22 protein-coding genes are annotated in these 26,591 nt (G+C 60.9%); 6 read left to right on the forward strand and 16 right to left on the reverse strand.

Features of this window, described 5'->3' with window-relative positions:
• Window positions 1–93 precede the first annotated feature (93 nt).
• Window positions 94–1,935, forward strand: a complete 1,842-nt coding sequence (gene ilvD / locus ACIPIN_RS17005; protein WP_401120367.1) for a dihydroxy-acid dehydratase — start codon at window positions 94–96, stop codon at window positions 1,933–1,935.
• Window positions 1,936–2,008: 73 nt separating this feature from the next.
• Here ilvD and ACIPIN_RS17010 read toward each other — a convergent pair whose 3' ends face one another.
• A complete protein-coding gene (locus tag ACIPIN_RS17010) occupies window positions 2,009–3,226 on the reverse strand; it encodes an SGNH/GDSL hydrolase family protein (protein WP_401120369.1) in 1,218 nt (405 codons plus the stop codon).
• 284 nt (window positions 3,227–3,510) lie between these two features.
• Here ACIPIN_RS17010 and ACIPIN_RS17015 point away from each other — a divergent pair, with 284 nt between their 5' ends.
• Window positions 3,511–4,902, forward strand: a complete 1,392-nt coding sequence (locus ACIPIN_RS17015; protein ID WP_401120371.1) for an L-cystine transporter — start codon at window positions 3,511–3,513, stop codon at window positions 4,900–4,902.
• A gap of 118 nt (window positions 4,903–5,020) precedes the next feature.
• On the opposite strand, the gene ACIPIN_RS17020 is transcribed toward ACIPIN_RS17015, so the two are convergent.
• On the reverse strand, window positions 5,021–5,533 hold the full coding sequence (locus ACIPIN_RS17020) for a dihydrofolate reductase (RefSeq protein ID WP_401120372.1): 513 nt from the start codon (window positions 5,531–5,533) through the stop codon (window positions 5,021–5,023).
• Between the two features lie 85 nt (window positions 5,534–5,618).
• On the opposite strand from ACIPIN_RS17020, the gene ACIPIN_RS17025 reads away from it, so the two are divergent.
• Window positions 5,619–6,998: a DUF2868 domain-containing protein gene (locus ACIPIN_RS17025; RefSeq protein WP_401120374.1), complete on the forward strand. Its 1,380-nt coding sequence runs from the start codon at window positions 5,619–5,621 to the stop codon at window positions 6,996–6,998.
• Window positions 6,991–8,376: a GTPase/DUF3482 domain-containing protein gene (locus ACIPIN_RS17030; protein ID WP_401120375.1), complete on the forward strand. Its 1,386-nt coding sequence runs from the start codon at window positions 6,991–6,993 to the stop codon at window positions 8,374–8,376. Before ACIPIN_RS17025 ends, ACIPIN_RS17030 begins: the two co-directional genes overlap by 8 nt.
• A 140-nt stretch (window positions 8,377–8,516) precedes the next feature.
• Here ACIPIN_RS17030 and ACIPIN_RS17035 read toward each other — a convergent pair whose 3' ends face one another.
• The 7 genes from ACIPIN_RS17035 to ACIPIN_RS17065 form a co-directional block, all read right to left on the reverse strand.
• Complete coding sequence (locus ACIPIN_RS17035) at window positions 8,517–9,074, reverse strand: phosphonate degradation HD-domain oxygenase (protein ID WP_401120377.1); 558 nt, start codon at window positions 9,072–9,074, stop codon at window positions 8,517–8,519.
• Window positions 9,074–10,207 carry a TIGR03364 family FAD-dependent oxidoreductase gene (locus tag ACIPIN_RS17040; RefSeq protein ID WP_401120378.1) on the reverse strand — a complete coding sequence of 378 codons (1,134 nt, stop codon included), beginning with the start codon at window positions 10,205–10,207 and terminating at the stop codon, window positions 9,074–9,076. Before ACIPIN_RS17040 ends, ACIPIN_RS17035 begins: the two co-directional genes overlap by 1 nt.
• A gap of 145 nt (window positions 10,208–10,352) precedes the next feature.
• Window positions 10,353–11,378 (reverse strand): putative 2-aminoethylphosphonate ABC transporter substrate-binding protein, encoded by a 1,026-nt coding sequence (locus ACIPIN_RS17045; RefSeq protein ID WP_401120380.1) that lies wholly within the window; start codon window positions 11,376–11,378, stop codon window positions 10,353–10,355.
• A 49-nt stretch (window positions 11,379–11,427) separates the two neighbouring features.
• The gene (locus tag ACIPIN_RS17050; RefSeq protein ID WP_401120381.1) at window positions 11,428–13,152 is read right to left on the reverse strand and encodes a putative 2-aminoethylphosphonate ABC transporter permease subunit; all 1,725 of its coding nucleotides are present in this window, start codon (window positions 13,150–13,152) and stop codon (window positions 11,428–11,430) included.
• The gene (locus tag ACIPIN_RS17055) at window positions 13,152–14,228 is read right to left on the reverse strand and encodes a putative 2-aminoethylphosphonate ABC transporter ATP-binding protein (protein ID WP_401120383.1); all 1,077 of its coding nucleotides are present in this window, start codon (window positions 14,226–14,228) and stop codon (window positions 13,152–13,154) included. The genes ACIPIN_RS17050 and ACIPIN_RS17055 overlap by 1 nt, the downstream gene beginning before the upstream one ends.
• Window positions 14,229–14,450: 222 nt before the next feature.
• Window positions 14,451–15,314 (reverse strand): LysR family transcriptional regulator, encoded by an 864-nt coding sequence (locus ACIPIN_RS17060; RefSeq protein WP_401120384.1) that lies wholly within the window; start codon window positions 15,312–15,314, stop codon window positions 14,451–14,453.
• A 16-nt stretch (window positions 15,315–15,330) separates the two neighbouring features.
• Complete coding sequence (locus tag ACIPIN_RS17065; protein ID WP_401120386.1) at window positions 15,331–17,634, reverse strand: heavy metal translocating P-type ATPase; 2,304 nt, start codon at window positions 17,632–17,634, stop codon at window positions 15,331–15,333.
• Between the two features lie 84 nt (window positions 17,635–17,718).
• Here ACIPIN_RS17065 and cadR point away from each other — a divergent pair, with 84 nt between their 5' ends.
• Window positions 17,719–18,168 carry a Cd(II)/Pb(II)-responsive transcriptional regulator gene (gene cadR / locus ACIPIN_RS17070; protein ID WP_401120387.1) on the forward strand — a complete coding sequence of 150 codons (450 nt, stop codon included), beginning with the start codon at window positions 17,719–17,721 and terminating at the stop codon, window positions 18,166–18,168.
• Here cadR and ACIPIN_RS17075 read toward each other — a convergent pair.
• The 6 genes from ACIPIN_RS17075 to ACIPIN_RS17100 form a co-directional block, all read right to left on the reverse strand.
• Window positions 18,165–19,346, reverse strand: coding sequence for an MFS transporter (locus ACIPIN_RS17075; RefSeq protein WP_401120389.1), 1,182 nt, complete (start codon window positions 19,344–19,346; stop codon window positions 18,165–18,167). The two genes, cadR and ACIPIN_RS17075, sit on opposite strands and share 4 nt — an antisense overlap.
• A gap of 59 nt (window positions 19,347–19,405) precedes the next feature.
• Window positions 19,406–19,993 carry an undecaprenyl-diphosphatase gene (locus ACIPIN_RS17080; RefSeq protein WP_401120391.1) on the reverse strand — a complete coding sequence of 196 codons (588 nt, stop codon included), beginning with the start codon at window positions 19,991–19,993 and terminating at the stop codon, window positions 19,406–19,408.
• A gap of 189 nt (window positions 19,994–20,182) precedes the next feature.
• On the reverse strand, window positions 20,183–20,386 hold the full coding sequence (locus tag ACIPIN_RS17085) for a co-regulatory protein PtrA N-terminal domain-containing protein (protein ID WP_401120393.1): 204 nt from the start codon (window positions 20,384–20,386) through the stop codon (window positions 20,183–20,185).
• A 184-nt stretch (window positions 20,387–20,570) separates the two neighbouring features.
• Window positions 20,571–21,542 (reverse strand): thymidylate synthase, encoded by a 972-nt coding sequence (locus ACIPIN_RS17090; protein WP_401120394.1) that lies wholly within the window; start codon window positions 21,540–21,542, stop codon window positions 20,571–20,573.
• A gap of 63 nt (window positions 21,543–21,605) precedes the next feature.
• Window positions 21,606–22,421 carry a prolipoprotein diacylglyceryl transferase gene (gene lgt, locus ACIPIN_RS17095; RefSeq protein ID WP_401120395.1) on the reverse strand — a complete coding sequence of 272 codons (816 nt, stop codon included), beginning with the start codon at window positions 22,419–22,421 and terminating at the stop codon, window positions 21,606–21,608.
• A 98-nt stretch (window positions 22,422–22,519) separates the two neighbouring features.
• Entirely contained in the window at window positions 22,520–23,302 is a 783-nt protein-coding gene (locus ACIPIN_RS17100) for a sulfite exporter TauE/SafE family protein (protein ID WP_401120396.1), read from the reverse strand.
• A gap of 135 nt (window positions 23,303–23,437) precedes the next feature.
• On the opposite strand from ACIPIN_RS17100, the gene ACIPIN_RS17105 reads away from it, so the two are divergent.
• Entirely contained in the window at window positions 23,438–24,184 is a 747-nt protein-coding gene (locus ACIPIN_RS17105) for an NRDE family protein (RefSeq protein ID WP_401120398.1), read from the forward strand.
• A gap of 128 nt (window positions 24,185–24,312) precedes the next feature.
• On the opposite strand, the gene ptsP is transcribed toward ACIPIN_RS17105, so the two are convergent.
• On the reverse strand, window positions 24,313–26,591 hold a 2,279-nt coding region (ptsP, locus tag ACIPIN_RS17110; RefSeq protein WP_401120399.1), incomplete at its 5' end, for a phosphoenolpyruvate--protein phosphotransferase.

Consider the following 26,591-nt stretch of genomic DNA (forward strand, 5'->3'; position numbering starts at 1 on the left):
CAACTTTCGGACACACGGCCATTTCTGAGTGTTCCCGAGGTCAATAGAAGCTCACTCCCCTTTTGATACCTGCTTAGCCGCCCGGAGTGCTCCATGCCTGATTACCGCTCGAAAACATCCACCCATGGCCGCAACATGGCCGGCGCACGCGCACTGTGGCGCGCCACGGGGATGAAAGATGACGACTTCAAAAAGCCGATCATCGCCATTGCCAACTCGTTCACCCAATTCGTACCGGGTCACGTCCACCTCAAGGACCTCGGCCAACTGGTTGCCCGTGAGATCGAACGCGCTGGTGGCGTTGCCAAAGAATTCAACACCATCGCGGTCGATGACGGCATCGCCATGGGTCACGACGGCATGCTCTATTCGCTGCCGAGCCGCGAGATCATCGCCGACTCCGTCGAGTACATGGTCAACGCCCACTGCGCTGACGCCATCGTGTGCATCTCCAACTGCGACAAGATCACCCCTGGCATGCTGATGGCCTCCCTGCGCCTGAACATCCCGGTGATCTTCGTTTCCGGCGGCCCGATGGAAGCCGGCAAGACCAAACTCGCCAGCCACGGCCTCGACCTGGTCGACGCCATGGTGATCGCCGCCGACTCCAGCGCGTCCGACGAGAAAGTCGCTGAATACGAGCGCAGCGCCTGCCCGACCTGCGGTTCGTGCTCCGGCATGTTCACCGCCAACTCGATGAACTGCCTGGTCGAAGCCCTTGGTCTGGCATTGCCGGGCAACGGTTCGACCCTGGCCACCCACAGCGACCGCGAGCAGTTGTTCCTGCAGGCCGGCCGCACCATCGTCGAGCTGTGCAAACGCTACTACGGCGAGAACGATGAGTCGGTGTTGCCGCGCAACATCGCCAACTTCAAGGCGTTCGAAAACGCCATGACGCTGGACATCGCCATGGGCGGTTCGACCAACACCATCCTGCATTTGCTGGCTGCAGCCCAGGAAGCCGAGATCGATTTCGACCTGAAGGACATCGACCGTCTTTCGCGTCACGTTCCGCAACTGTGCAAAGTCGCGCCGAACATCCAGAAGTACCACATGGAAGACGTGCACCGCGCCGGCGGGATCTTCAGCATCCTCGGTTCCCTGGCCCGTGGCGGTTTGCTGCACACCGACCTGCCGACCGTGCACAGCAAGACCATGCGCGACGCTATCGCCAAGTGGGACATCACCCAGACCGACGACGAAGCGGTTCACCACTTCTTCAAGGCCGGTCCTGCAGGCATCCCGACCCAGACCGCGTTCAGTCAGTCGACCCGTTGGGAAACCCTCGACGACGACCGTGAAAACGGCTGCATCCGCAGTGTCGAACACGCTTACTCGCAAGAAGGCGGCCTGGCCGTGCTGTACGGCAACATCGCCCTGGACGGCTGCGTAGTGAAAACCGCGGGCGTCGACGAGTCGATCCACGTCTTCGAAGGCAACGCAAAAATCTTCGAAAGCCAGGACAGCGCCGTGCGCGGCATCCTTGCCGATGAAGTGAAAGAAGGCGATATCGTCATCATTCGCTACGAAGGTCCGAAAGGCGGCCCGGGCATGCAGGAAATGCTCTACCCGACGTCCTACCTGAAATCCAAAGGACTGGGCAAAGCCTGCGCCTTGCTCACCGACGGTCGCTTCTCCGGCGGCACTTCGGGCTTGTCCATCGGCCACGCTTCGCCAGAAGCCGCTGCCGGCGGTGCAATCGGCCTGGTGCGCGACGGCGACAAAGTGTTGATCGACATTCCAAATCGCTCGATCAACCTGTTGGTCAGCGACGAAGAACTGGCTGCGCGCCGCGTAGAGCAAGACAAGAAAGGCTGGAAACCGGTTGAAGTGCGTCCACGTAAAGTGACCACCGCACTGAAAGCCTACGCCTTGCTGGCGACCAGCGCCGACAAGGGCGCTGTGCGTAACAAAGCGATGCTCGACGGGCTGTAAGGCTTAACCGTTGCACACAAAAATGCCCCGCCAAGTGCGGGGCATTTTTTTCGGCTCACGCTCAAGGTCCGCCTTATTGTCCAGCCATCCGGGCTTGCAGATAACGGTAAAGCCCGTCTGCGCTTTTTCGATAACCTTCGCCGTTAAGGTGAATCAGATCGCCTTGAGCCAAATGCTCGAACTGCCACTGTTCAATTGAACAGGCACCTCCCATGTAGGCTTGCCAGTCCCAGAACAGGGCACCCGCCTGTAGCGCGGCTTGCCTTTGGATCTGAATGATTTGAGAGAGCTTTTGAGGCTGACGCTCGACACAAGAGTTGGCGGAGCGCTGTTTTATCGAGTCGGCTGGTCCGATCAACAAGAGAACGACATCTGGAAGGATACGCCGCAATAGAGCGAGCTTTTCACTCAGATCGGCCTGATAAAGCCCCAGATCCAAAGCATCATCGAACGCTTCATTGCCACCATAAGCCAGGATCAACAAGTCAGGGTGCAACGCCCTCAAGGTTTCCTGCCACCCGGTTTGCCATTTATCGAGGATCTTCAGGGTCGCCCCATTAACACCCAGAGCGGAGTAGGTCACTCCAGTATCTTGCTGCGACTCGACATTCCAGCCTCCAAGCTCGACGTCCTGATGACCGGTGATCGCTAGATCCACCGGTAGATTCAGATTGTTGATCGTCGGGCTAAAACGCCAGTGTCCAGACGTCGCCAGCAACTCGGCACTTGCGTGATTGAGCCCATCCTGGGCCGATAGGCTGCTGTCGGAGGCAGCCTTGTACAACGCAGAAATCCGGTAACGCTGTTCACGTGGTTCTCGTACACCGATATGCACCTGGGCCCCGGAAGTCATCGGCAACGACAAATAACCACCGAATGGGAACTCGTTACTGTACTGATTACGACTAGAGATCAGGTTCCATTGGCCACTGATCGTTGAGAGCACAATCTGATCGTAACGCGTGCCCGGGACAGGCGTCGCCGCGATGAAACCAATTCCGCCTTCACCGTATTGCACTTGAAATAGCCGGCGCATCTCACCGGAAAACAGATCAGCCGCCGTGTGGGAGTCGCCCAGTTGCAAGATACTGACTGGAGTACTGCGCGATACCTTGAGCTTGTCGACCAGCTTCATAACGTTGAGGACGGGAGCCTCTTGGGGCTTTTCTGGCGAAAAGCTTGCCGCATCACCTTGCTGTTTCAACTCTGAAGCTTCAACTGCAGATAGGGGGCCGGATCCGCTCAGTACCGCAAACATCAACAAAGTGAAGCTACGTTGCCATGGCCGCATGCTCTAGCCCCTTCGATAACTGGCTGAGCAAACGAACATGTGAACAGCCGCCCTCAGCGAGGGACCTCTGACTATAGTCGTTGGACAGAGACTAAAAGATGCCCCTCCTACAAAATATCCTCAGGCTTGACGATCACCCAGTTCCTGTCCGCCTTTACGGCCTTATTCCAAAAACGGCAGTTGCCATGCGTTTTTGATATTAATTCATTAGATATCAAGCTGTTAGGCTCGCCGGTTCACAGTCGCCCTGGAATGCGATTGGCACAAGTCTTTTTGGAGTCTCAATGAATCTGCCGCTGATCCTCAATCTGCTGGTATTCCTCGCCTTGCTGTTCGGCCTGGCACAAACCCGTCATACCACCTGGAGCCTGGCCAAAAAAGTCTTGGTCGCGTTGGTGCTGGGCGTGGTGTTCGGTGTTGCCCTGCACGCTATTTACGGTGCCGGCAGCCCGGTGCTGAAGGCCTCGATCGGCTGGTTCGATCTGGTCGGCAACGGCTATGTGCAGTTGCTGCAAATGATCGTGATCCCGCTGGTGTTCGCCTCGATCCTCAGTGCCGTCGCCCGTCTGCACAACGCATCCTCACTGGGCAAGATCAGCTTCCTGACCATCGGCACCCTGCTGTTCACCACCGCCATTGCGGCGCTGATCGGCATCGGCCTGACCAACCTGTTCGGCCTGACCGCAGAAGGTCTGGTGGCCGGTACCCAGGAAATGGCTCGCCTGCAAACCATTCAAACCGACTACGCCGGCAAGGTCGCCGACCTGAATGTCCCGCAGTTGCTGTTGTCCTTCATCCCGCAGAACCCGTTCGCCGACCTGGCCCGGGCCAAGCCGACTTCGATCATCAGCGTGGTGATCTTCGCCGCATTCCTCGGGGTCGCAGCGCTGCAACTGCTCAAGGATGACGTCGAAAAAGGTCAAAAAGTGATCAACGCCATCGACACCCTGCAAGCCTGGGTGATGCGTCTGGTGCGTCTGGTGATGAAGCTGACCCCGTACGGCGTATTGGCGCTGATGACCAAAGTGGTCGCCGGTTCCAACCTGCAAGACATCATCAAACTCGGCAGCTTCGTGGTGGTTTCCTACATCGGCCTGGGCCTGATGTTCGTGGTTCACGGCTTGCTGGTATCGCTGGCCGGGATCAACCCGCTGCGCTTCTTCCGCAAAGTCTGGCCGGTGCTGACCTTCGCCTTCACCAGCCGCTCCAGCGCCGCAAGCATTCCGCTGAGCATCGAAGCGCAAACCCGTCGTCTGGGTATTCCACAATCGATCGCCAGTTTCGCCGCCTCGTTTGGCGCGACCATTGGCCAGAACGGCTGTGCCGGACTTTATCCTGCGATGTTGGCGGTGATGGTTGCGCCGACTGTGGGTATTAACCCGCTGGATCCGCTGTGGATCGCGACCTTGGTAGCGATTGTGACCTTGAGTTCGGCAGGGGTTGCCGGTGTCGGTGGTGGCGCAACCTTCGCCGCGCTGATCGTGCTGCCTGCCATGGGCTTGCCAGTGTCACTGGTGGCGCTGCTGATCTCGGTTGAACCGCTGATCGACATGGGCCGCACCGCCCTGAATGTCAGCGGCTCGATGACCGCCGGTGCGATCACCAGCCAGATCATGCAGCAGACCGACAAAGAGCTGCTGGATGCGGATGAGCATGAGGAACTGGCTCAGGCTTAAACCACCTACCGCCTGATAGATCGCTATCGCGGGCAAGCCTTGCTCCTACGGGACCGATGTCGATCACCTTATGTGATTCGCCACAACCCTGTAGGAGCAAGGCTTGCCCGCGATGCTTTTAGGTGCGCTCCCAGACTTCGAAACTGTACGCCGGCTTGTCGCCTTCAGCCGGATTAGGAACATTCGACACCAGCTTCCACTGTTCCAGATCAAACTCCGGAAACCACGCATCCCCCTCGGGGCTCAGCGCCACGCGGGTCAGGTACAGCCGATCGGCCTGTGCCAGGCCTTGCGCATACAACTGCGCGCCGCCAATCAGCATCAACTCATCGACGCCCTGCTCCAGCGCCCATTCCTGCGCCCGAACCACCGCGGCTTCCAGCGACGGATAGACTTCCGCGCCTTCAAGTTGCAGGTCAGTCTGACGACTGACCACAATGTTCAACCGGCCTGGCAGCGGGCGACCGAGCGAATCCCAGGTCTTGCGACCCATGATGATCGGCTTGCCTAGCGTGGTGGCCTTGAAGTATTTGAAATCCCCCGGCAAGTGCCAGGGCATGCTGTTGTCGACGCCTATCACACGGTTTTCACCGAGGGCTGCGATCAGGCTGAGGGGGAGAGTTTTTTTCATGTCGGCGAGGATACCAGAGCCTCGCTTACCCCAATAAGCGCCACAGCGGTTATGCTCACCACTCACTAAAGCGACGGGATGCCGCGTGACTGAACTGACACCACTGACAAAGCTCTGGCTAACTGAAACCATCCGCCTGCGCGAGGAGCACGCAGGTCCACTGGAAGACCAGGAAGCCAACCGTCTGGCCCGCAGCGCTGGCGGCGACTTGCCGACCCGTATCGAGGCCCGCGCCTTGTGGCTGGCCGAACGCGATGGCTTGACCGTCGCCTTGCGCCATTGGCTGCAAGGTGCGCGGCTGGCGCTGATCGTTCTGGCCGTTCTGGCGATCATCAGCGGCACCGGCCTGGCGTTCGCCGCGCTGAGCGACGGCCAGACACCGGTCAACGTGTTCTGGGCTCTCGGCAGCCTGCTCGGGCTGAACCTGATTTTGCTACTGAGCTGGGCCTCGGGCCTGATATTCGCTGGCGACTACGGCGCCACGCTCGGGCGTTTGTGGTTGTGGCTCAGCGAAAAACTCGCCCGTGACGCCAAAGCCGTGCAACTGGCGCCGGCCCTGCTGCTGTTGCTGCAACGCCAGAAACTCAATCGCTGGGTACTCGGCGTGCTGGTCAACGGCTTGTGGCTGCTGGCGATGCTCAGCGCTCTGGCGATTCTGCTGACGCTGATGGCAACCCGGCGCTACGGCTTCGTCTGGGAAACCACGATTCTCAGCGGCGACACATTCGTGGTCATGACCCAGACCCTCGGCGCCCTGCCCGCATTGCTCGGCTTCAACGTACCGACCGTGGAGATGATCCGCGCCAGCGGTGACACTGCGCTGAACATCGAAAGCGCCCGCCAAGCCTGGGCTGCATGGCTGGTGGGCGTGTTGCTGGTGTACGGCGTGTTGCCGCGCCTGCTGCTCGCGCTGTTCTGCCTGTGGCGCTGGAAAACCGGGCGCGCAGCGTTGCATCTGGACCTGAACCTGCCTGGTTACGCGCAGTTGCGCGAACAGCTGATGCCGAGCAGCGAACGTCTCGGCGTCAACGATGCCGCGCCCGAGCGCCTGCATCAGGTCGAAGGCGGCGCCAACTCCCTGGACAGCGATGGCGCGTTGCTGGTGGCCATCGAACTGGATGATCAGCGCCCATGGCCACCGCAACTGCCGAAAAGCGTCAAAGACGCTGGCATCCTCGACAGCCGTGAGTCCCGACAAAAGCTGCTGGAACAGTTGACCCGTTTCCCACCGGAACGCCTGGCCATTGCCTGTGATCCCCGACGCTCGCCGGATCGCGGCAGCCTGGCACTGATCGCCGAGCTCGCCCGCAGCGCTAGCGCGACACGCATCTGGCTGCTGCAAGCGCCGCCCGGGCAGGCGCTCGACGCCGAACGCCTCGGCGACTGGCACACCGCGCTGCAACAGTTGGAGTTGCCGTTCGCTGACTGCGCGCCGATGAACTGGCTGGAGTCGGGCCATGACTGATGCTGCAAAGAGGCCGCTGAAACTCGCCGTGGTCGGCCACACCAACGTCGGCAAAACCTCATTGCTGCGCACCCTGACTCGCGATGTCGGTTTCGGTGACGTCTCCCATCGCCCCAGTACCACTCGGCATGTCGAGGGCGCCCGGTTGTCGGTGGATGGCGATGCCTTGCTTGAACTCTACGACACGCCGGGGCTGGAAGACGCCATCGCCCTGCTCGATTATCTGGAGCGGCTCGAACGCCCCGGCGAACGCCTCGATGGCCCGGCACGACTGACGCGCTTTCTCGATGGCAGCGAGGCGCGTCAGCGTTTCGAGCAGGAAGCCAAAGTGCTGCGTCAACTGTTGGCCTCCGACGCTGGCCTGTACGTGATCGACGCCCGCGAGCCGGTGCTGGCCAAGTACCGTGATGAACTCGAAGTGCTGGCCAGTTGCGGTAAACCGCTGCTGCCGGTGCTGAACTTCGTCAGCAGCGCCAACCACCGCGAGCCGGATTGGCGCGAAGCCCTGGCACGGTTGGGGCTGCATGCGCTGGTGCGTTTTGACAGCGTGGCGCCGCCCGAGGATGGCGAGCGGCGGCTCTATGAAAGTCTCGCGCTGTTGATCGAAAGCGCGCGCGGTCAGCTTGAGCGATTGATCGTCGACCAGCAGGCCCAACGCGAAGCGCGCCAGCAAAGCGCGGCACGTTTGATCGCCGAATTGCTGATCGATTGCGCGGCGTGTCGACGCAGCGTGGTCAGTGATGCCGCACAGGAACAGCAGGCCATCAGCGAACTGCGCAAAGCCGTTCGCCAACGCGAACAACGCTGCGTCGAAGCGCTGCTCAAGCTGTACGCTTTCCGTCTACAGGATGCCGCAGCCAGCGACTTGCCGCTGCTGGATGGCCGCTGGGGCGATGACTTGTTCAACCCCGAAACCCTCAAGCAATTGGGCGTGCGGGTCGGTAGCGGGATCGCCGCCGGCGCGGCGGCAGGTGCCGGTGTGGACTTGCTCGTCGGTGGCCTGACTCTCGGCGCGGCGGCACTGGCCGGGGCGATAGCCGGCGGCACCCTGCAAACGGCGCGCAGCTATGGCAGCCGCTTGCTGGGCAAAATCAAAGGCCAGCGCGAGCTGACGGTCGACGACAGTGTGTTGCGCTTGTTGGCGCTGCGTCAGCGGCAACTGGTACAGGCCATGAACCTGCGCGGGCACGCGGCGATGGACAGCATTCAGGTCGCCACGCCGCAGGACAAGAGCTGGCGCGAAGGGAAATTGCCAGAGGCCTTGACCAAGGCGCGGGTGCATCCGCAATGGTCGTCGCTCAATCCTCAGGCAAGGTTGAGTCAGGCGGAGCGGCAGGAGCAGATTGAGGTGTTGGCGCAGAAGGTGATCGAGGCTTGAATCTCGAGTGTCTGTACTAGCCCCATCGCGAGCAGGCTCGCTCCCACATTTGATCTCTGGTGCTCACAAATTATGTGTTCACAGGAGGTCCAGTGTGGGAGCGAGCCTGCTCGCGATGGCAGCCACTCGGTTCCACGGCTCTACGCCGCCAATAATCGCCCAGCCTTCTCTTTCAATATCTCAAGATCAATCACCGGCACCCACATCTCCTTCGCCTGTTCATCCCACTGGCGCATCCGCAGGCTAATCGCACACAACGGATCCCGCTCAAACGCCTCAGCCTCGGCTGCCGTCATCATCCCGCCCTGATATTCCAGCGTACGCCGACTGGCCTCGCTCAAGCGTTCGTAATAGCCCGGCTCTTTGAACGTCAGGTAACGCTTGGCCTGAACGTGATACTCCACCAACCGCGCCATCCGCTCGCTAAACCCCAGACGACGCAGGTAGTCGGCACCGAGGCGCTCATGGCTGGCCACACCAAAGCCGCCCATGCTCCCGGCGTTCGCAGCGCAGAGATGCCCGATGTCGTGGAAGAACGCGGCCAGCACCACTTCGTCGTCGAAGCCTTCGGCCATGGCCCGTTCGGCGGCCTGGGACATGTGCTCGATCTGCGACACCGGCTCGCCGATGTAGTCGCTGTCACCGAAGCGCTCGTACCAGCCGAACACCTCGGCGATCACCTGTTCGTTGCGGCCCATCAATGTTCTCCCAGCAAGGTCCTGACGTTACGTTCAGCCATCGCCGGCCCGACGCTCATGCCGACGCCGGTGTGCATCAACGCGGCATGCACACCCGGTGCGGCCTGCAAGAACGAAAACGGTGCCGCTCCACGGGCGCCATAAACGCCCTGCCAGCGCTCGACCACTTGCACCTTGCAACCCAGGGTCTGCTCGGCCAGTTCGATCAACCAGTTATCGACCTGTTCCGCGTTGAATGGTGAAGGGTCACTGCCGTAGTCGTGGGAATCGCCAATGATCAGTTCGCCGTACGGTGTCGGGCTGATCAGCAGGTGAATACCGTGTTCATGCAGATGGGGCGCCTCACGCAGAATTTGCGCCTGCACGGCTGCGGCTTCCGGCAGATCGGCGAATGCGCCGTAGTGCACGCAGCTCAGACCGGTGAGCAACGCGTGTTGCAGATTGAGGTTGATCTGCGGCCGCGCTCGGAGCATTTGCAGGCGGCAGATCTGCGGCTTGAGCGCGGCGATCGGCTCGGCCAGCAGGGTCTGATAATCGTGGCCGGAACAGACGATGATCTGCTCGCCAGTGAAACTGCCGGCGGTGCTGTGCACACGGCCGGGTTCGATGTCGCGCACCAGGGTGGAAAAGTGAAACTCCACGCCGAGGTCGCGACGCAGATAGCCGATCAGTGCCGGAATCGCTTCGCGGGAATACAGTTGCTGGTCATCCAGACCGTGCAATGCCGCACGGTGATGATCGAACTGACCGCTGTACAGATCGCGCAATGCGGCGCCGCGCAACAGCTCGACTCGATAACCGTGTTCGATGGCGCGGCCGGCGCAGAAGGCTTCCAGCAGTTGCTCTTCAGCTTCGCTGCGGGCGAACAAATACGAGCCGTTGCGCTTGAGCTGCAAGCCCGCCAGTTGCGCCCATTGGACCCAGATTTCGCGGCTGGCCTTGGCCAGTTCGAACATCTGCCCCGGCGGCTGGCCGGTGACCAGCGCCTGGCCAAAGTTGCGCACCGAGGCGCCCAACGGCGTGGCGCTGCGCTCGAAGACCTTGACCTTGAGCCCGCGCCTGGCCGCGGCATAGGCGTGGGAAAGGCCGAGAATACCGGCGCCGACAATCAGCATGTCGCTGTGTTGAGTCATGAAGAATTGTCCTGAGTTCGAGACCGCTTTCGCGAGCAAGCCCGCTCCCACACTTGATCGGGTTGAATCCCGATATCCCGTTCAAAGGAGATCTAATGTGGGAGCGGGCTTGCTCGCGAAGAGGCCCTATCGGTCGAAGAAATACTTACTTGGCAACCACCTTCTCGGACTTGCCGTCATAGCGCTTGCGCCATTCGGTGAGGATTTCGTCGCGGTTTTTCGAGGCCCAGGCGAAGTCGTTCTTGATCAGGCGTTGTTCGTAATCGGCCGGCAATTCGGTCTGTGGCTTGGCGATGCCGGGCTGGGCAAGTACGGCGAAGTTTTCCTTGTACAGCTCCATGGCCGCCGGGCTGGCGGAGAAGTCGGCGAGTTTCTTCGCCGCGTCTTCATGCGGAGTGCCCTTGATCACGGCGGTGGCTTCGATTTCCCAGCCCAGGCCTTCTTTCGGCAGGATGATGTCCAGCGGTGCGCCCTGGCGCTTCAACTGCACGGCCGGGTATTCGAAGGAGATGCCGATCGGGAATTCGCCGGAAGCGGCCAGCTTGCATGGCTTGGAACCGGAGTGAACATACTGGCCGATGTTCTGGTGCAGCGCGTCCATGTACTGCCAGCCCTGCTTCTCGCCGAAGGTTTGCAGCCAGGCGCTGACATCGAGGAAACCGGTGCCGGACGACGCCGGGTTCGGCATGACGATCTTGCCTTTGTATTCAGGCTTGGTCAGGTCCTGCCAGCTCACCGGTTTGGTCAGGCCCTGTTTCTCGGCTTCGACGGTGTTGAAGCAAATGGTTGCCGCCCACACGTCCATGCCAACCCAGGCCGGTGGGTTGGCGGCGTCGCGGTAGTTGCTGCCGATCTTGCCGAGGTCTTTCGGCGCGTAGCTTTGCAGCATGCCTTGCTGATCGAGAATCGCCAGGCTGGACGCGGCCAGGCCCCAGACCGCGTCAGCCTGCGGGCGGGCTTTTTCGGCCAGCAGTTTGGCGGTGATGATCCCGGTGGAATCGCGCACCCACTTGATCTCGATGTCCGGATTGGCCTTTTCGAACGCTTCTTTGTAGGACTTCAGCTGCTCGGCTTCCAGGGCGGTGTAGACCATCAACTCGGTTTTTGCCGCGAAAGCATTCAGGCTGAAAGCAGAGAGGACAGCAGCGGCAAGAGCCAGGGGCTTGAACATGGTGCGGTTCCTTTTAAGTGCGGATCAGAGTGGTTGGGTGTGAGTGGGATCAGTTGCCGGGCGCGGTTTGCCGCCAGGCCTGGGAGCGGCGCAGCAAGCCGCGCGAGGCCCAGGCCAGGAGCAGGGAAACGCCCGCCGAGGTGAACAGAATCAAAGTCGACATGGCCGCCGCGCCGCCGACGTTGCCGGCGTCGTCCATGTTCAGCACCGCCACCGCCGCGAGGATGGTGTCGGGGCTGTAGAGGAAAATCGCCGCCGACACCGTGGTCATCGCCGAGACGAACAGATAGCGCACGATATCCAGCAGCGCCGGCAGACAGATCGGCACGGTGACACGCAGGTAGTGGCGGTACAGCGGTGCTTTGAGCGACAACGCGGCAGCTTCGAACTCGGCGTCGAGCTGACGCAGCGCGGTGGTGGCGGTCATTTGCGCGGTGGTCAAATAATGAGCAATGGTGCAGACCACCAGCAGGGTCATGGTCCCGTAGAACACATGCAGCGGGTTGCCGGTCAGGTTGAAGAAGAACACGTAACCCAAGCCCAGCACCAAACCCGGTACCGCCATCGGCACGAAGCTGAGCATCCGCAGCAGCAGGTTCAAGCCGCGCTGACCCCGGGTTTTCTCCATCAGATAGGCGCCGGTGAAAATCAAACCGCTGCCGATCAACGCCGTGCACAACGCCATCTTCACGCTGTTGCTGTAAGCCAGCCAGCCGCCACCGGCGGTGTCGCCGAACTGGTAGTGGTTGAGTGACAGCGACAGGTTGTACGGCCAGAACTTCACCAGCGACGAGTACACCGCCATACCGAACACCAGCAGCAGCGCGGCGCAGATCAACAGGACGATGGTCAGGTAGCAACCATCGCGCAGCCGCGACGGTGCGGGTTGAAAGACTTGTGCCCGACCGCTCATGGAGTCGCCGTGACGACGGCGCAACCAGGCGTCAACACCGAAGCTGAACAGTGCCGGCAGCAGCAACACCATACCGATCAGTGCACCGCGACCGAATTGCTGCTGGCCGACCACGGCTTTGTAGGCTTCCAGCGCCAGCACTTGGTAGTCGCCGCCGACCACCACCGGCACACCGAAATCGGTGATGGTCAGGGTAAACACCAGACAAAACGCCGCGAACACCGCTTGCCGGGTCGCCGGCCAGGTGATGCTGCGAAACGCCTTGGCCGGACTGGCGCCCATGCTCGACGCCGCATCGAACAAACGCGCATCGGCCAGCGACAGCGCCGACAGCAGGATCATCAAGGCGTGGGGAAAGGTGTAAATCACTTCGCCGAGGACAATGCCCCAGAAGCCGTAAATGTTGTCCGACAGCAGCCCGCGCAACATGCCCTGGTTACCGAACAGGTAGACCAACGCGATACCCGGCAGCATCGACGGTGCCATCAATGGCAACAGCGACATGCCGCGCCAGATCGCCTTGCCGGGAATCAGTGTGCGTTGCAGCGCGTAGGCAAACAGGTAGGCCAGCGGCACAACGATGGCCGCCACACTGAGAGAGACTTTCAGACTATTACCCAGTAACCAGTGGAAGTTGTCGCTGGTCAGCAGTTCGCGGGCGGCAACTAATCCACCACCCTGCCCGGCGTCGCTGCTGAAGCCGCGCCAGAAGATCGCCAGCAGCGGCATCAATACCGCGACGCTGAGCAGACACAGCAGCAGCACTTTGCCGCCGACCACGAACACCCGGTCGCCGATTTCGGCGCGGGACGTCCGCCGAACCTGCTTGCGCGGTATCGGCAGGACGATCTGCGCGCTCATCAGGCAAACACCTGCAAGCTGCGCGGTGGCAAGGCGACCATGATGTCCTGAGCGCCGAGGCGCGGCATGGCTTCGGGCGCGAGTTCGGCGAGCAGTGCATGGCCGGGCAGTTGGTTTAACTCGAAACTCATCCGGCAACGATTGCCGAGAAAGGTGATTTCACGAACCTTGGCCGGGAACAGGTTTTCCTCGTGCACCGGCGGGTTGACGCTGATCGCTTCCGGGCGGCAGAACAGTCGGCCCGAAGCGGCTTTGCCGCAGTTGTCGGCCAGACGCACATTCATCCCGCCGACTTGCGCATGGCTGTCGCTGCTGCGCTGAAACGGCAGCCAGTTGCCCTGCCCGACGAACTCGGCAACAAACGGCGTGGCCGGTCGGTTGTAGATTTCCTGCGGCGTGGCGTATTGCTCGACCTTGCCGTTGTTCATCACGGCGATGCGGTCGGCCATCAGCATGGCCTCATCCTGGTTGTGGGTGACCATCAACGTGGTGATGCCAAGGTTGCGCTGCAATTGGCGCAACTCGGTGCACAGATGCTCACGAACCCGGGCGTCGAGGGCCGACATCGGCTCGTCCAGCAGCAACAATGACGGTGCCGGCGCCAAGGCCCGGGCCAGTGCTACGCGCTGTTGCTGACCGCCGGACAATTGGCCGGGGTATTTCTTTTCGCTGCCGATCAGGCCAACCAGTTCGAGCATTTGCGCCACGCGCTTGCGCACTTCCTCCCGGCCACTGCCGGCCAGGCCGTAGGCAATGTTGGCTTCGACGGTGAGGTTGGGGAACAGCGCGTAGGACTGGAACAGAATGCCGTAGTCCCGAGCTTGCGGTGCCAGCAGGGAAACGTCCCGATCACCCAGGTACAACTCGCCGCGATCCTGACGTTCGAGGCCGGCGATGCACCGCAGCAAGGTGGTTTTGCCGCAGCCGGAAGGCCCGAGCAGGCACACCAGTTCACCCGCGGCGACATCCAGCGAAACGTTATCCAGCGCAGTGAAGGCGCCGAAGCGTTTCTCGATACCGCGCACCTTCATCGGCGCGCCGGGGAAGACCTGGGCAGTTGCGTTCGGGTTGTTCATGGACGGACCTCATCAAGCAGATGAAGGCCATCCTAGGTTTGTAATGCGTCCGTCATGTGGCAACGAGGCAAAAGCTGCCGATAGTGGTATTCGGGGATTTTGGTTCAAGTCATATGTTGCATGGGCTGACGCCATCGCGAGCAAGCTCGCTCCCACAGTTGACCACGTTCCCCTGTGGGAGCGAGCTTGCTCGCGATGAGGCCATGGCTGGCGATGAAGATCCTAGGCGGGGGCCATTTCCTGGGCCAATCCGAGAAACGCCGCCGGCAGACGTGCGCCTTTGCGCTCTTTGAGGCAGTACAGGTATTCGGGGATCTGCGGCGCGTTTTCGAGGGTCAGCACCCGCAGTTGCGGGTCATGGGGCACTTCCTGGCGGGCGATGATGCTGATGCCAATATTGCGCAGCACCGCTTCACGGATCGACTCACGACTGCCGATCTCCAGCAACGGACCGAAACTCACTCCGGCGGTCGCCAGCAACTCTTCAGTCAGGCGACGGGTGGTCGAGCCGGTTTCACGCATCAACAGGGTGTGTCCGACCAAAGCACTCAGCGGCACATGATCATGTACCGCCAGCGGATGGTTACGGTGCACCGCCAACACCAGCGGATCGCTGCCCAGCACGCGGCGGATCAACCGCGAGTCGTCGAGCAATTGCGATGACGCGGCGATGTCTACCCGGTATTCCTCAAGGGATTCGAGCACCTGCTGGGAGTTACCGATTTCTACCGAGACCTCCACGTGCGGCAGGCGCTCGCGGAAGGTTTTCACCAGATCGAGGATGTAATACGGCGCGGTGGCGGCGATGCGCAGCGCGCCTTGAACCTGGCCGCTGTTGCGCAAGAAAAACTCGATATCGGCTTCCTGTTGCAACAGCGTTTTGACCATCGGCAACAATCGGGCGCCGTCCTCACTGACTGTCAGCCGACGACCGCCGCGATAGAACAGTTCAACCGAATACTGGCTTTCCAGATGACGAATCTGCGTCGTCACCGTGGGTTGGCTCAGGCCGAGCTTTTTCGCCGCGAGGGTAATGCTGCCCAAACGCGCGACCATGTAAAAAGCCTTCAGCTCGGCACTCAGCACTTAACCCTCGCATCGATTATTTGCGCAACAGGCGCAGACCGTTGAACACCACCAGCAGGGCCACGCCCATGTCGGCAAACACCGCCATCCACATGGTGGCGAGACCCACGAAGGTTACCCCAAGAAAGATCGCCTTGATGACCAATGCCAAGGCGATATTTTGTGTAAGGATATTCGAGGTCTGCCGCGACAAGCGGATAAACGCCGGAATCTTGCGCAGATCGTCGTCCATCAGGGCGACATCGGCAGTCTCAATCGCGGTATCGGTGCCGGCGGCGGCCATGGCAAAACCGATCTGCGCGCGGGCCAGCGCCGGCGCATCGTTGATGCCGTCGCCGACCATACCAACCCGATGTCCTTGAGCGTACAAGCCTTCGATAGCCTTGAGCTTGTCGGTCGGCAGCAGGTCGCCTTGCGCCTGATCGATGCCCACCTGAGCGGCAATCGCCCGAGCGGTGTGCGGGTTGTCGCCGGTCAGCATCAAGGTCTTGATGCCCAGGTCATGCAACTGCTGGATAGCTTCGCGGCTGGATGCCTTGACCGTATCGGCCACTGCGAACAGCGCCAGTGGGCCAGAGGTATCGAGCAACAACACCACAGTCTTGCCCTGTTCTTCGAGGGCAAACAGTTTCTCTTCCAGGGCTGGCGAGCACAGGCCCAGCTCTTCCACCAAACGGTGGTTACCCAAGTGGTAAACCTGACCGTTGATTTCACCGCGGACACCACGGCCGGCCAGCGCTTCGAAGTTATCCACAGCGAGCAGCGACAGCTGTTTATCCACAACCGCGTTGGCGATGGCCAGCGATACCGGGTGATCCGAACGCCCGGCCAGGCTGGCGGCCAGAACCTGCGCGGTGTTTTCGACCGTTGGGTCCAGGGACAGGTAATCGGTCTGCACCGGTTTGCCGTGGGTGATGGTGCCGGTCTTGTCCAGCGCCAGGTAATCCAGTTTGTGACCACCCTCCAGGTACACGCCGCCCTTGATCAGGATGCCTTTGCGCGCTGCCGCCGCCAGACCGCTGACGATGGTTACCGGGGTGGAAATCACCAGCGCGCAGGGGCACGCGACCACCAGCAATACCAGTGCGCGGTAGATCCAGTCGAACCAGGCCGCGCCCATAAACAGCGGCGGGATCAGCGCCACGGTCAAAGCGAAGATAAACACCACCGGCGTGTAGATTTTCGAGAAGCGGTCGACGAAGCGCTGGGTCGGCGCCCGCGCACCTTGGGCTGCTTCCACGGCATGAATGATCCGCGCCAGGGTCGAGTTGTTGGCAGCGGCGGTGACTTTGAACTCCAGCGAACCGGCCTGGTTGATGGTCCCGGCGAAAACTTTGTCGCCGACGGTTTTCTCGACGGGCAGGCTTTCGCCAGTGATCGGCGCCTGGTCGATGGTCGAGCTGCCGGACAGCACTTCGCCGTCCAGACCAATACGTTCGCCGGGACGAACCCGCACCCGCGCACCCAACTCGATGGTTTTAACTTCCTGCTCCAGCCAACTGCCGTCGGCCTGTTGCACAGTGGCTTGCTCGGGGGCCATCTGCATCAGACCGCTGATTGCATTGCGCGCGCGGTCCAGGGATTTGGCTTCGATCAACTCGGCCACGGTGAACAGGAACATCACCATCGCCGCTTCCGGCCACTGGCCGATCAGCACGGCACCGGTCACCGCGATACTCATCAGCGCGTTGATATTCAGGTTGAAGTTCTTCAGGGCGATCCAGCCCTTTTTATAGGTACCCAAACCTCCGCTGAGGATCGAGATCAGCGCAACGATGGCCACCACCCAGGTCGGCGCGGCGTTGGTGAAGTGAATCACTTCGGCCGCCAAGGCGCCGATACCCGACACCGCCAACGGCCACCAGGGCTTTTTCACCGGTGCCGGGCTGGCTTGCGCATCCGCGCCCTGCTCAATGGGTTCGGCCAACATGCCGATCGACTTGATGGCGTCGATGATCGGCGCAGTCGTCGGCAGATCGTGGGTTACGCCCAGCACGCGGTTGATCAGGTTGAATTCCAGTTGCTGCACACCCGCAAGCTTGCCGAGTTTGTTCTGGATCAGCGTCTGCTCGGTCGGGCAGTCCATGGCGTCGATGCGAAAACGGCTCAAGCGTGCACCGGCGGTCGGCGTTTCACTGAGTTTGATCAATGAAGGCGCCGCCGTGCTGGAACAGCAAGAACCGCCGTGACTGGCGTGATCGTGTTTCTGAACCGGCTGAAGTTTTTGCCCGTGGCTGTGATCGTGATCGTGATCGTGATCGTGATCGTGATCGTGATCGTGATCAGCGTGGGGTTTGTGGGTGTGCTGGGAATTGCTCATAAGGTCGCGTCCAAAAAGTGCCTGTTGCCAAGTAAAGACCCTGTAGCCACTATAGGGTCAAGCAACCTTTTGGAGACTGACGCAATGAAGATCGGTGAATTGGCGAAACTGACCGACTGCCAGGTCGAAACCATCCGTTATTACGAGCGCGAAGGTCTGTTACCGGAGCCTGCCCGCAGTGAGGGCAATTACCGCTTGTACACTCAGGCCCACACCGAGCGCCTGACTTTCATCCGCAACTGCCGCACCCTCGACATGACCCTCGAAGAAATTCGCAGCCTGCTCAGCCTGCGTGACAGCCCGCAGGACCAATGCGAAAGCGTCAACGCGCTGATCGACGAGCACATCCACCACGTCAAGGCGCGGATCGACGGTTTACTGGCCTTGCAGACACAGCTGCTTGAGCTGCGCCAGAGCTGCAGCGAACGGCCGGATATCGAACAGTGCGGGATTTTGCAGCAGCTGGAAGTCAGCGGCGGCGTGGTGGCGAGTGAAACCGAACATTCGCATGTCGGCAGAAGCCACGGGCATTAAGCCCGTCTGCGCAGCAGGAGCAAGAGCATGGAGAGTCCGGCCAGCACAGCGCCCGTCATGAACGTGCTTTGCGCTCCAACGGTTTGCCACAGCCAGCCTGCGAGAACACTGGCGACCAACAGACAGACGCCGCTGATCAGATTGAAAATGCCGAACGCCGTGCCTTTCAGTTCGTGGGGGGCGGTGTCGGCGATGAGTGTGGCGAGGATGCCTTGGCTGAAACCCATGTGCAGCCCCCACAGGGCTACGCCCAGCATCATCGTCAGGGTCGAATGGCTTTGAGCGAGCACCAGGTCCGCCAGCACCAGCAGCCCCATACCGAGACAAAGCAATTTCGTGCGGCTGATGCGGTCAGACAGCCAACCGGCCGGGTATGCGGACAACGCATAGAACCCCGACATGACCACCATCACCAGCGGTACCCAGGTGGCTGACAAGCCAGTCTGCTGCGCCCGCAACACCAGAAACGCTTCGCTGAAACGCGCCAGCGTAAACACCCCGCCCACGACGACGACCCACCAATACCCGGACGAAAAGCCGTGAAGGACTCGCCAATGAATGGGCGATCGAAAGGTGTGCTTGCCAGCAGCGTGTTCAGGCTCCTTTACGTCGGTGACAATCAACGCTACCGCGATGGCCGCTGGGATGACCGCGAACCAGAGTACAAGCTGGATATCGGCGAGCCAGAGCATCAGCATGATCGCCAGCGCAGGACCGACAAGGGCGCCGACAGTGTCCATCGATTGGCGCAAGCCGAAACAGGCACCGCGAATTTCCAGCGGAGCGACATCCGCCACCAGGGCATCACGCGGCGCGCCGCGAATGCCTTTGCCGATACGATCGAGAAAACGCGCGGTGAACACCACCTCCACCGAGTGAGCCAGCGGAAATAACGGTTTGGTCAACGCCGCCAAACCGTATCCCAGTAACAGCAGGCCCTTGCGCCGGCCGATAAAGTCGCTGATTGCACCCGAGAAGACTTTGACCAGCATCGCCGTCGCCTCGGCGATGCCCTCGATGAGGCCGACAGTCAGCGCGCTCGCGCCCAGCGTCGTGACCAGAAACACCGGTAAAAGGCTGTGCACCAGCTCAGACGAAACATCCATGAACAGGCTGACAAAGCCCAAGGCCCAAATGGTCCGCGGAATACGCAGAGGTACCGATCCGGCCTGATTCACCTGTTCATCCTGTCGTGCTCCAAGGCCTCATCGGCGGCTATGAAACAGATACCCGAGCCCTAGATCCTACGGCTGAGTGTTGGAAATACTCGCTGGTACACGCGTTCAAGCACGTCGAGCAGATGCTCGCCAAGATGTCTGCAGCCCAACACTTCCCGCACCAGCCAGGCGCTGGCCAGCGATACCAGCAACGACCCGGCAATATCGAATGGAAAGTGCACGCCCAGGTAGACACGCGCCCAGCCAACCAACGCCCCCAGCAACAGAACCAGCAGGCCCAGCTTGCGCAAGGCGGCCAGCATCAAGCCAAAGGCCAGCGAGAACATCACAGTGGCATGGTCGCTGGGGAACGATGACTCAGCGGCATGCTCCAGAAAGTTTTGCCCCAACCCCACCATGAACGGACGAGGGTGGAACCAAAGGCTGCTGATCAGCAGATTGCAGCCCAGTGCGAAGACAATACTCAGCGTCGCAGTGACCGCCGCCGACCGCTGCTGGCGTGTCCCGCGCAACCACAAGCCGATCAGCAGAAGCGGTACGCAGAAGATCAGCCACTGCGCCAGAAACATTGCCAGAGAGCGCATTGGCGCCGAGGCATCCACGCTGGCGTTGATCGCCATAAACAGGCTGCGATTGAGTTCTTCCACAAATAGACGCCATTCAGATAATCAGAAAACCCCACGCCGCGATAACGCGGTGAGCGGTACACATCATAGTAGTTGCAATCGCCCGGACAGTCGGAGCACTCCGCTATCCGGGCTTCAGGCGTTTGACGCCTGTTTTACTCCAAGTCCTGCGGCCACACGGCACGTCAGCGACCCGGTTCAAGCCCACTGTCAATTCGAGCGTTCGACAGTGTCGGACTGCGCTTTCTGACTGCTCGCTACGGCCTGCGCCTTTTCAGACTGCTGATTGTGAACCATCGCAACATCGCGTGCAGCGTCCATTCGGGCCTGAACCTTGTCGCCGCCGCCTTCGGCCATCGCAGCCACAGAAGCACACATCAGGGAAACGATCACAAAAGCTTTCAGGGATTTCATCGGGAACTCTCCAGTAGTTGGGCTCTGCCAGACCGTGCATTGGCTGACTGGAGCTCATCCTATAGGGCGCTATTTATCGACCCTCTCCCCTGGAGATGAATTTTCTGACATGTAGGCTTTTAGATTCGCCGCGCTGACGATTGATCGTTCCCACGCGGGAGCGTGGGAACGATCATCTTCAGGGCTAGACCGCCATCGGCGCGGTCATGGGGGCGTGGTGCTCGTAGCCTTCCAGCGAGAAGTCGCTCGGTTCGATCTGTTCCAGCCACTCTGGTTGGTACACGCCAGTCTTGGCGAACTCCGGCACACGGTCGGAAATTACCAGTTTGGGCATCGGGAACGGCTCGCGCTTGAGCTGTTCGTTGAGCATGTCCAGGTGGTTTTCGTAGACGTGGGCGTCACCGATGAAATAGGTGAACCAGCGCGGCGTGTAACCGGTCAGGCGACCAATCAGGCTCAGCAGCGCGGCGCCTTCGGTGAGGTTGAACGGCGTGCCCAGCCCCAGGTCGTTGGAGCGGATGTAGAGCGTCAGGGAGATTTCTTTGGTCTCGACGTTCGGGTGGAACTGATACAGCAGATGGCATGGCGGCAGGGCCATTTCATCGAGCTGGGCGCAGTTCCAGCCGTGGAACAGGATACGGCGGCTGCCCGGGTCCTTGATGATGGTGTCGACACACTGGCGAATCTGGTCGATCGCCTTGTACAGCACCACATAGGCCTGGCCATCTTCTTCGCCTTCGGCGATCTGCCGATAACCCTGGCTCAGCGTCTGCTCGATGGCAGCCTGGTTGCTGACCGGGATCTGTTTGTACGCCGGCCATTTGCGCCATTGCACGCCGTAGATCTCGCCCAGGTCGTCTTTGCCCTGACGGAACGGGTTGGCCAGCCATTGGGCGTTTTCGTTGGCGTTCTGGTCCCAGACCTTGCAGCCCAACGCGCGGAACTCAGCCGCGTTGTTCACGCCCCGCAGGAAACCGACCATCTCGCCGATGGCCGATTTGAAGGCCATCTTGCGGGTGGTGATCGCCGGAAAACCTTCTTTCAGGTCATACCGCAGCATCGCGCCGGGAAAGCTGATGGTGTTCACACCGGTGCGGTTGGCTTGCTTGGTGCCGTTCTTGATGACATGGGCGACCAGATCGAGATATTGCTTCATGAATTACCTGTGTCCTTGAACGCAGGGCCGTAGCCCTGCGATCCGAATGTGGAGCGCGGCGCTTTAAGACGCCGGAGTAGCGGGAGCTGCCGGGGCGCGGTTGTACGCCAGCCAGATCAGGAACAGTCCGCCGATGATCATCGGGATGCACAGAATCTGCCCCATGGTCACCCAGCCGAACGCCAGATAGCCGAGTTGCGCATCCGGCACTCGCACCAGTTCGACGACAAAACGGAAGATCCCGTAGAACAGCGCGAACATCCCGGAAACCGCCATGGTCGGCCGCGGCTTGCGCGAGAACAACCAAAGAATGACGAACAACGCCACGCCTTCGAGGGCGAACTGATACAGCTGCGACGGGTGGCGCGGGAGCTGCGCTGGATCGCTGAACGGCGGGAAGATCATCGCCCATGGCAGGTCGGTCGGCTTGCCCCACAACTCGGCATTGATGAAGTTACCGACACGCCCGGCACCCAGACCGATCGGCACCATAGGCGCAACGAAGTCCATCAGCTGGAAGAACGACTTACCGTTCTTTTTGCCGAACCACAGGGCCGCCAGCATCACGCCGATGAACCCGCCATGGAAGGACATGCCACCCTTCCACACTTCAAAAATCAGCGTCGGGTTGGCCAGGTAAGCACTTAGATCGTAAAACAGCACATACCCGAGCCTGCCACCGACAATCACGCCCATCGACATCCAGAAGATCATGTCGGAGAGCTTCTCCTTGGTCCAGGTCGGGTCGAAGCGGTTCAACCGACGCGACGCCAGCATCCAGGCGCCGCCGATGCCGATCAGGTACATCAGGCCGTACCAGTGGATTTTCAGCGGGCCGATGGCCAGGGCCACCGGGTCAATCTGCGGGTAAGGCAGCATTGCGACTCCTCGTTAGAGTTGAAACCTAAAATTCCTGGCGCGACCGTGCCACGCCTGGATTAAGCCAGGATTGCGTCGTCGTTCCTGGCAAAAAGAGCTCAAAGCAAAAAGCTCAAACCCACGAAAAACAGCAAAGCGGCAAACAGTCTTTTCAGCAATCGCGGCGACAGCTTGTGGGCCAGTCGCGCACCGATGCGGGCAAAGACCATGCTGGTCAGGGCAATGCCCAACAGCGCCGGTAAATAAATGAACCCGAGACTATGAGCTGGCAGGCGTGGATCGTGCCAGCCCAGAATCATGAAACTTAATGCACTGACGAGCGCAATCGGCAGACCACATGCCGAAGACGTGGCCACTGCTTGCTGCATCGGCACACTGCGCCAAGTCAGAAACGGCACCGTCAGCGAGCCTCCGCCAACCCCGAAAATCGCCGAAGCCCAGCCGATCACACTGCCGGCCAGGGTCAGGCCGAATTTGCCGGGAACCGTTCGGCTGGCCTTGGGTTTGACCTCCAGCGCAAGCTGCACGGCAATGATCAACGCGAATACGCCGATGATCTTCTGCAAATTCGGTCCTGAGATACCTTCGGCAGTCAGCGCGCCAAAACCCGCGCCGATCAGAATCCCGAGGGTCATCCAGACAAAAATCGGCCAGCGCACCGCGCCTTTGCGCTGATGTTCACGCACCGCATTGACCGACGTGAAGATGATCGTCGCCAACGACGTGCCGACAGCCAGGTGAGTCAGCACCGATGCATCAAAACCCTGCAAGGTGAAACTGAACACCAGCACCGGGACGATGATGATCCCGCCACCCACCCCAAACAGCCCGGCCAGCACGCCTGCGCAGGCGCCCAGCAGCAGATAGAGCAGAAATACCATGACTGTCCTTATCCGCTTCTCAAAAATAGCAGCGGCATGGTAACGGATGCATGGCCTCAAGCTCCACTGGATGGCGATGGATACCCGCCGGTTCTGTGCGTAAAGTGGGCAAAAAAAGCCAAGAGGGATAACCCTATGTGCTTGATCGTCTTCGCCTGGCGGCCGGGTCACACAACGCCGCTGATCGTTGCGGCTAACCGCGACGAGTTCTATGCGCGCCCCAGCCTGCCGTTGGCGCAATGGCCCGAAGCGCCGCAGGTGTACGCCGGGCGCGACCTGGAGGCTGGGGGCACCTGGCTGGGCATTGGCGCCGACGGGCGCTTTGCCGCATTGACCAACATCCGCAACCCGCACCAGCCGCCAGCGCGCAAGTCGCGGGGTGAACTGGTGGCGCGGTTTCTCACCGGCGACTTGCCGATTGCTGAGTACTTGACCGACGTTGCCGACAGATCGCTGGAATATGCCGGGTTTAATCTGCTGATCGGCAATCGTCATGAGCTGTGGCACTACAACGCGCGCGCGCCTGGGCCAGTCAAACTGCAATCAGGGATCTATGGGTTGTCGAATGCCGGACTTGATACGCCGTGGCCGAAGGTGCTCAAGGCCAAGGCGGCGTTAAGTGAAGTGCTGGGCGATCCACAGCCGCAGGCTTTGCTGGCCCTTTTAGGCGACCCGCAAACGGCGCCGTTCGCCGACTTGCCGGATACCGGGGTTGGGTTGGCGACCGAGAGCTTGTTGTCGAGTGTGTTTATTGCCAGCCCGACGTATGGCACGCGAGCGAGTACGGCGTTGATTGTGCAGGCCGACGGGACGCGGCATATGGTCGAAAGGAGTTTCGGGCCGTATGGGGGGCATTTGGGGGAAGTGGAAATCAGGGATTAGGCGGTGTCGGCACTGGCCTCATCGCGAGCAAGCTCGCTCCCACATTTGATCTTTGGTGTTCACAATTAGCGTGTTCACAGCAGATCCAGTGTGGGAGCGAGCTTGCTCGCGATGGGAGCGCCACAGGCTTAGAGCGGCTTGATCGCCGCCGGATTGATCATCCGCGCCAACCCAAGGTTCTTCAGCGCCAGTTGCAGTGAGCTGTGGATTACTTGCGGGTTGTCGATGGTCATCAGCTCGGCGAGCAGATCCCTGGCCCAGCTGAGGTTGACCTGGCGCAGCATCCATTTCACTTTCGGCAAGTTCGTGGCGTTCATCGACAGGCTGTCGAAACCCATCGCCATCAACAGTACCGCTGCCGCCGGGTCACCGGCCATCTCGCCGCAGATACTCACTGGCTTGCCTTCGGCATGCGCGTCACGCACCACGTTTTGCAGCGCTTGCAGCACCGCCGGGTGCAGATAATCGTAAAGGTCGGCTACCCGTGGGTTGTTACGGTCCACGGCCAGCAGGTACTGGGTCAGGTCGTTGGAGCCAACCGACAGGAAGTCCACCTGCCGCGCCAGTTCCTTGGTCTGATACACCGCTGCCGGAATCTCGATCATCACGCCAACCGGCGGCATCGGCACGTCGGTGCCTTCGTCGCGCACTTCACCCCAGGCGCGGTGAATCAGGTGCAGGGCTTCTTCCAGCTCATGAATGCCGGAGATCATCGGCAGCAGAATGCGCAGGTTGTTCAGGCCTTCGCTGGCCTTGAGCATGGCGCGGGTTTGTACCAGGAAGATTTCCGGGTGGTCGAGGGTCACGCGGATTCCGCGCCAGCCAAGGAACGGGTTGTCTTCCTTGATCGGGAAGTACGACAGTGACTTGTCGCCGCCGATGTCCAGGCTGCGCATGGTCACCGGTTGCGGATGGAAGGCCGCGAGTTGCTCGCGATAAATCGCCAGCTGCTCCTTTTCGCTCGGGAAGCGCTGATTGATCATGAACGGCACTTCAGTGCGGTACAGACCCACGCCTTCGGCACCGCGCTTCTGCGCCCGCGCCACATCCGCCAACAGGCCGGTGTTGACCCACAGCGGCATGCGGTGACCGTCGATCGTCACGCATGGCAAGTCGCGCAGTGCATCCAGCCCCAGCGCCAGTTGCTTCTCTTCTTCGACCACGTCGGCGAACTGCTTGCGCAGCACGTCACTCGGGTTGGTGTAGACCTCACCGTGGTAGCCGTCGACAATCATCTGGATGCCGTCGACCTTGGAGTACGGCAGGTCGACCAGGCCCATCACCGTCGGGATGCCCATGGCTCGCGCCAGGATCGCCACGTGGGAGTTACCGGAACCGAGTACCGACACCAGGCCCACCAGCTTGCCTTCCGGCACCTCGCCGAGCATCGCCGGCGTCAGTTCTTCGCTGATCAGAATCGTGTTGTCGGGGTAGACCAGCGTCTGCTGACGCTCTTCCTGCAAGTAAGCCAGCAGGCGTCGGCCAAGGTCTTTGACGTCCGAGGCGCGCTCACGCAGGTAGGCGTCGTCCATCAATTCGAAACGGTTGACGTGATCGGTGACCACCTGACGCAGTGCGCCCTGGGCCCACTGACCGGTCTTGATCACCGTCGTCACTTCGCTGCCCAGCGAAGCGTCGTCGAGCATCATCAGGTAGACGTCGAACAGCGCCCGCTCTTCCGGCCGCAATTGCGTGGCAAGTTTGGCGGACAGTGCGCGCATATCGGCGCGTACGCCTTCGATGGCGGTCTTGAACAGCCCCAGTTCAGCGTCGATATCGGTGATGGTTTTGTCAGGCACCACGTCCAGATCGGCCGGCGGCAGCATGACCACCGCAGTACCGACCGCCGCACCGGGCGAACCGGGTACGCCGACGAACTTTGCTTCCTGAATGCCTTTACCCTGACGCCCCAGACCCCGGATCGAACCGGTGGCCTCGGCGTGGGCGATAACGCCCGCGAGCTGGGCGCTCATGGTCACCAGGAAGGCTTCTTCACCTTCGTCGAACTGGCGACGTTCCTTTTGCTGGATGACCAACACGCCGACGACGCGGCGGTGGTGAATGATCGGGGCGCCGAGGAACGAGGCATAACGCTCTTCACCGGTTTCGGCGAAGTAGCGATAGCGCGGGTGATCCGCGGCGTTTTCGAGGTTAAGGGGTTCTTCACGCGTGCCGACCAGGCCAACCAGACCTTCGTTGGGCGCCATGCTGACCTTGCCGATCGAGCGCTTGTTCAAGCCCTCGGTGGCCATCAGCACGAAGCGGTTGGTTTCGGGGTCGAGCAGGTAGACCGAGCAGACCTGGCTGCCCATGGCCTCTTTGACGCGCAACACAATAATCCCCAACGCCGCCTTGAGATCCTTGGCGGAGTTAACTTCCTGGCCGATCTTGCGCAGCGTATTGAGCA

Origin of the sequence: Pseudomonas sp. NPDC087697, assembly GCF_044743155.1 — a bacterium.
Taxonomy (GTDB): domain Bacteria; phylum Pseudomonadota; class Gammaproteobacteria; order Pseudomonadales; family Pseudomonadaceae; genus Aquipseudomonas.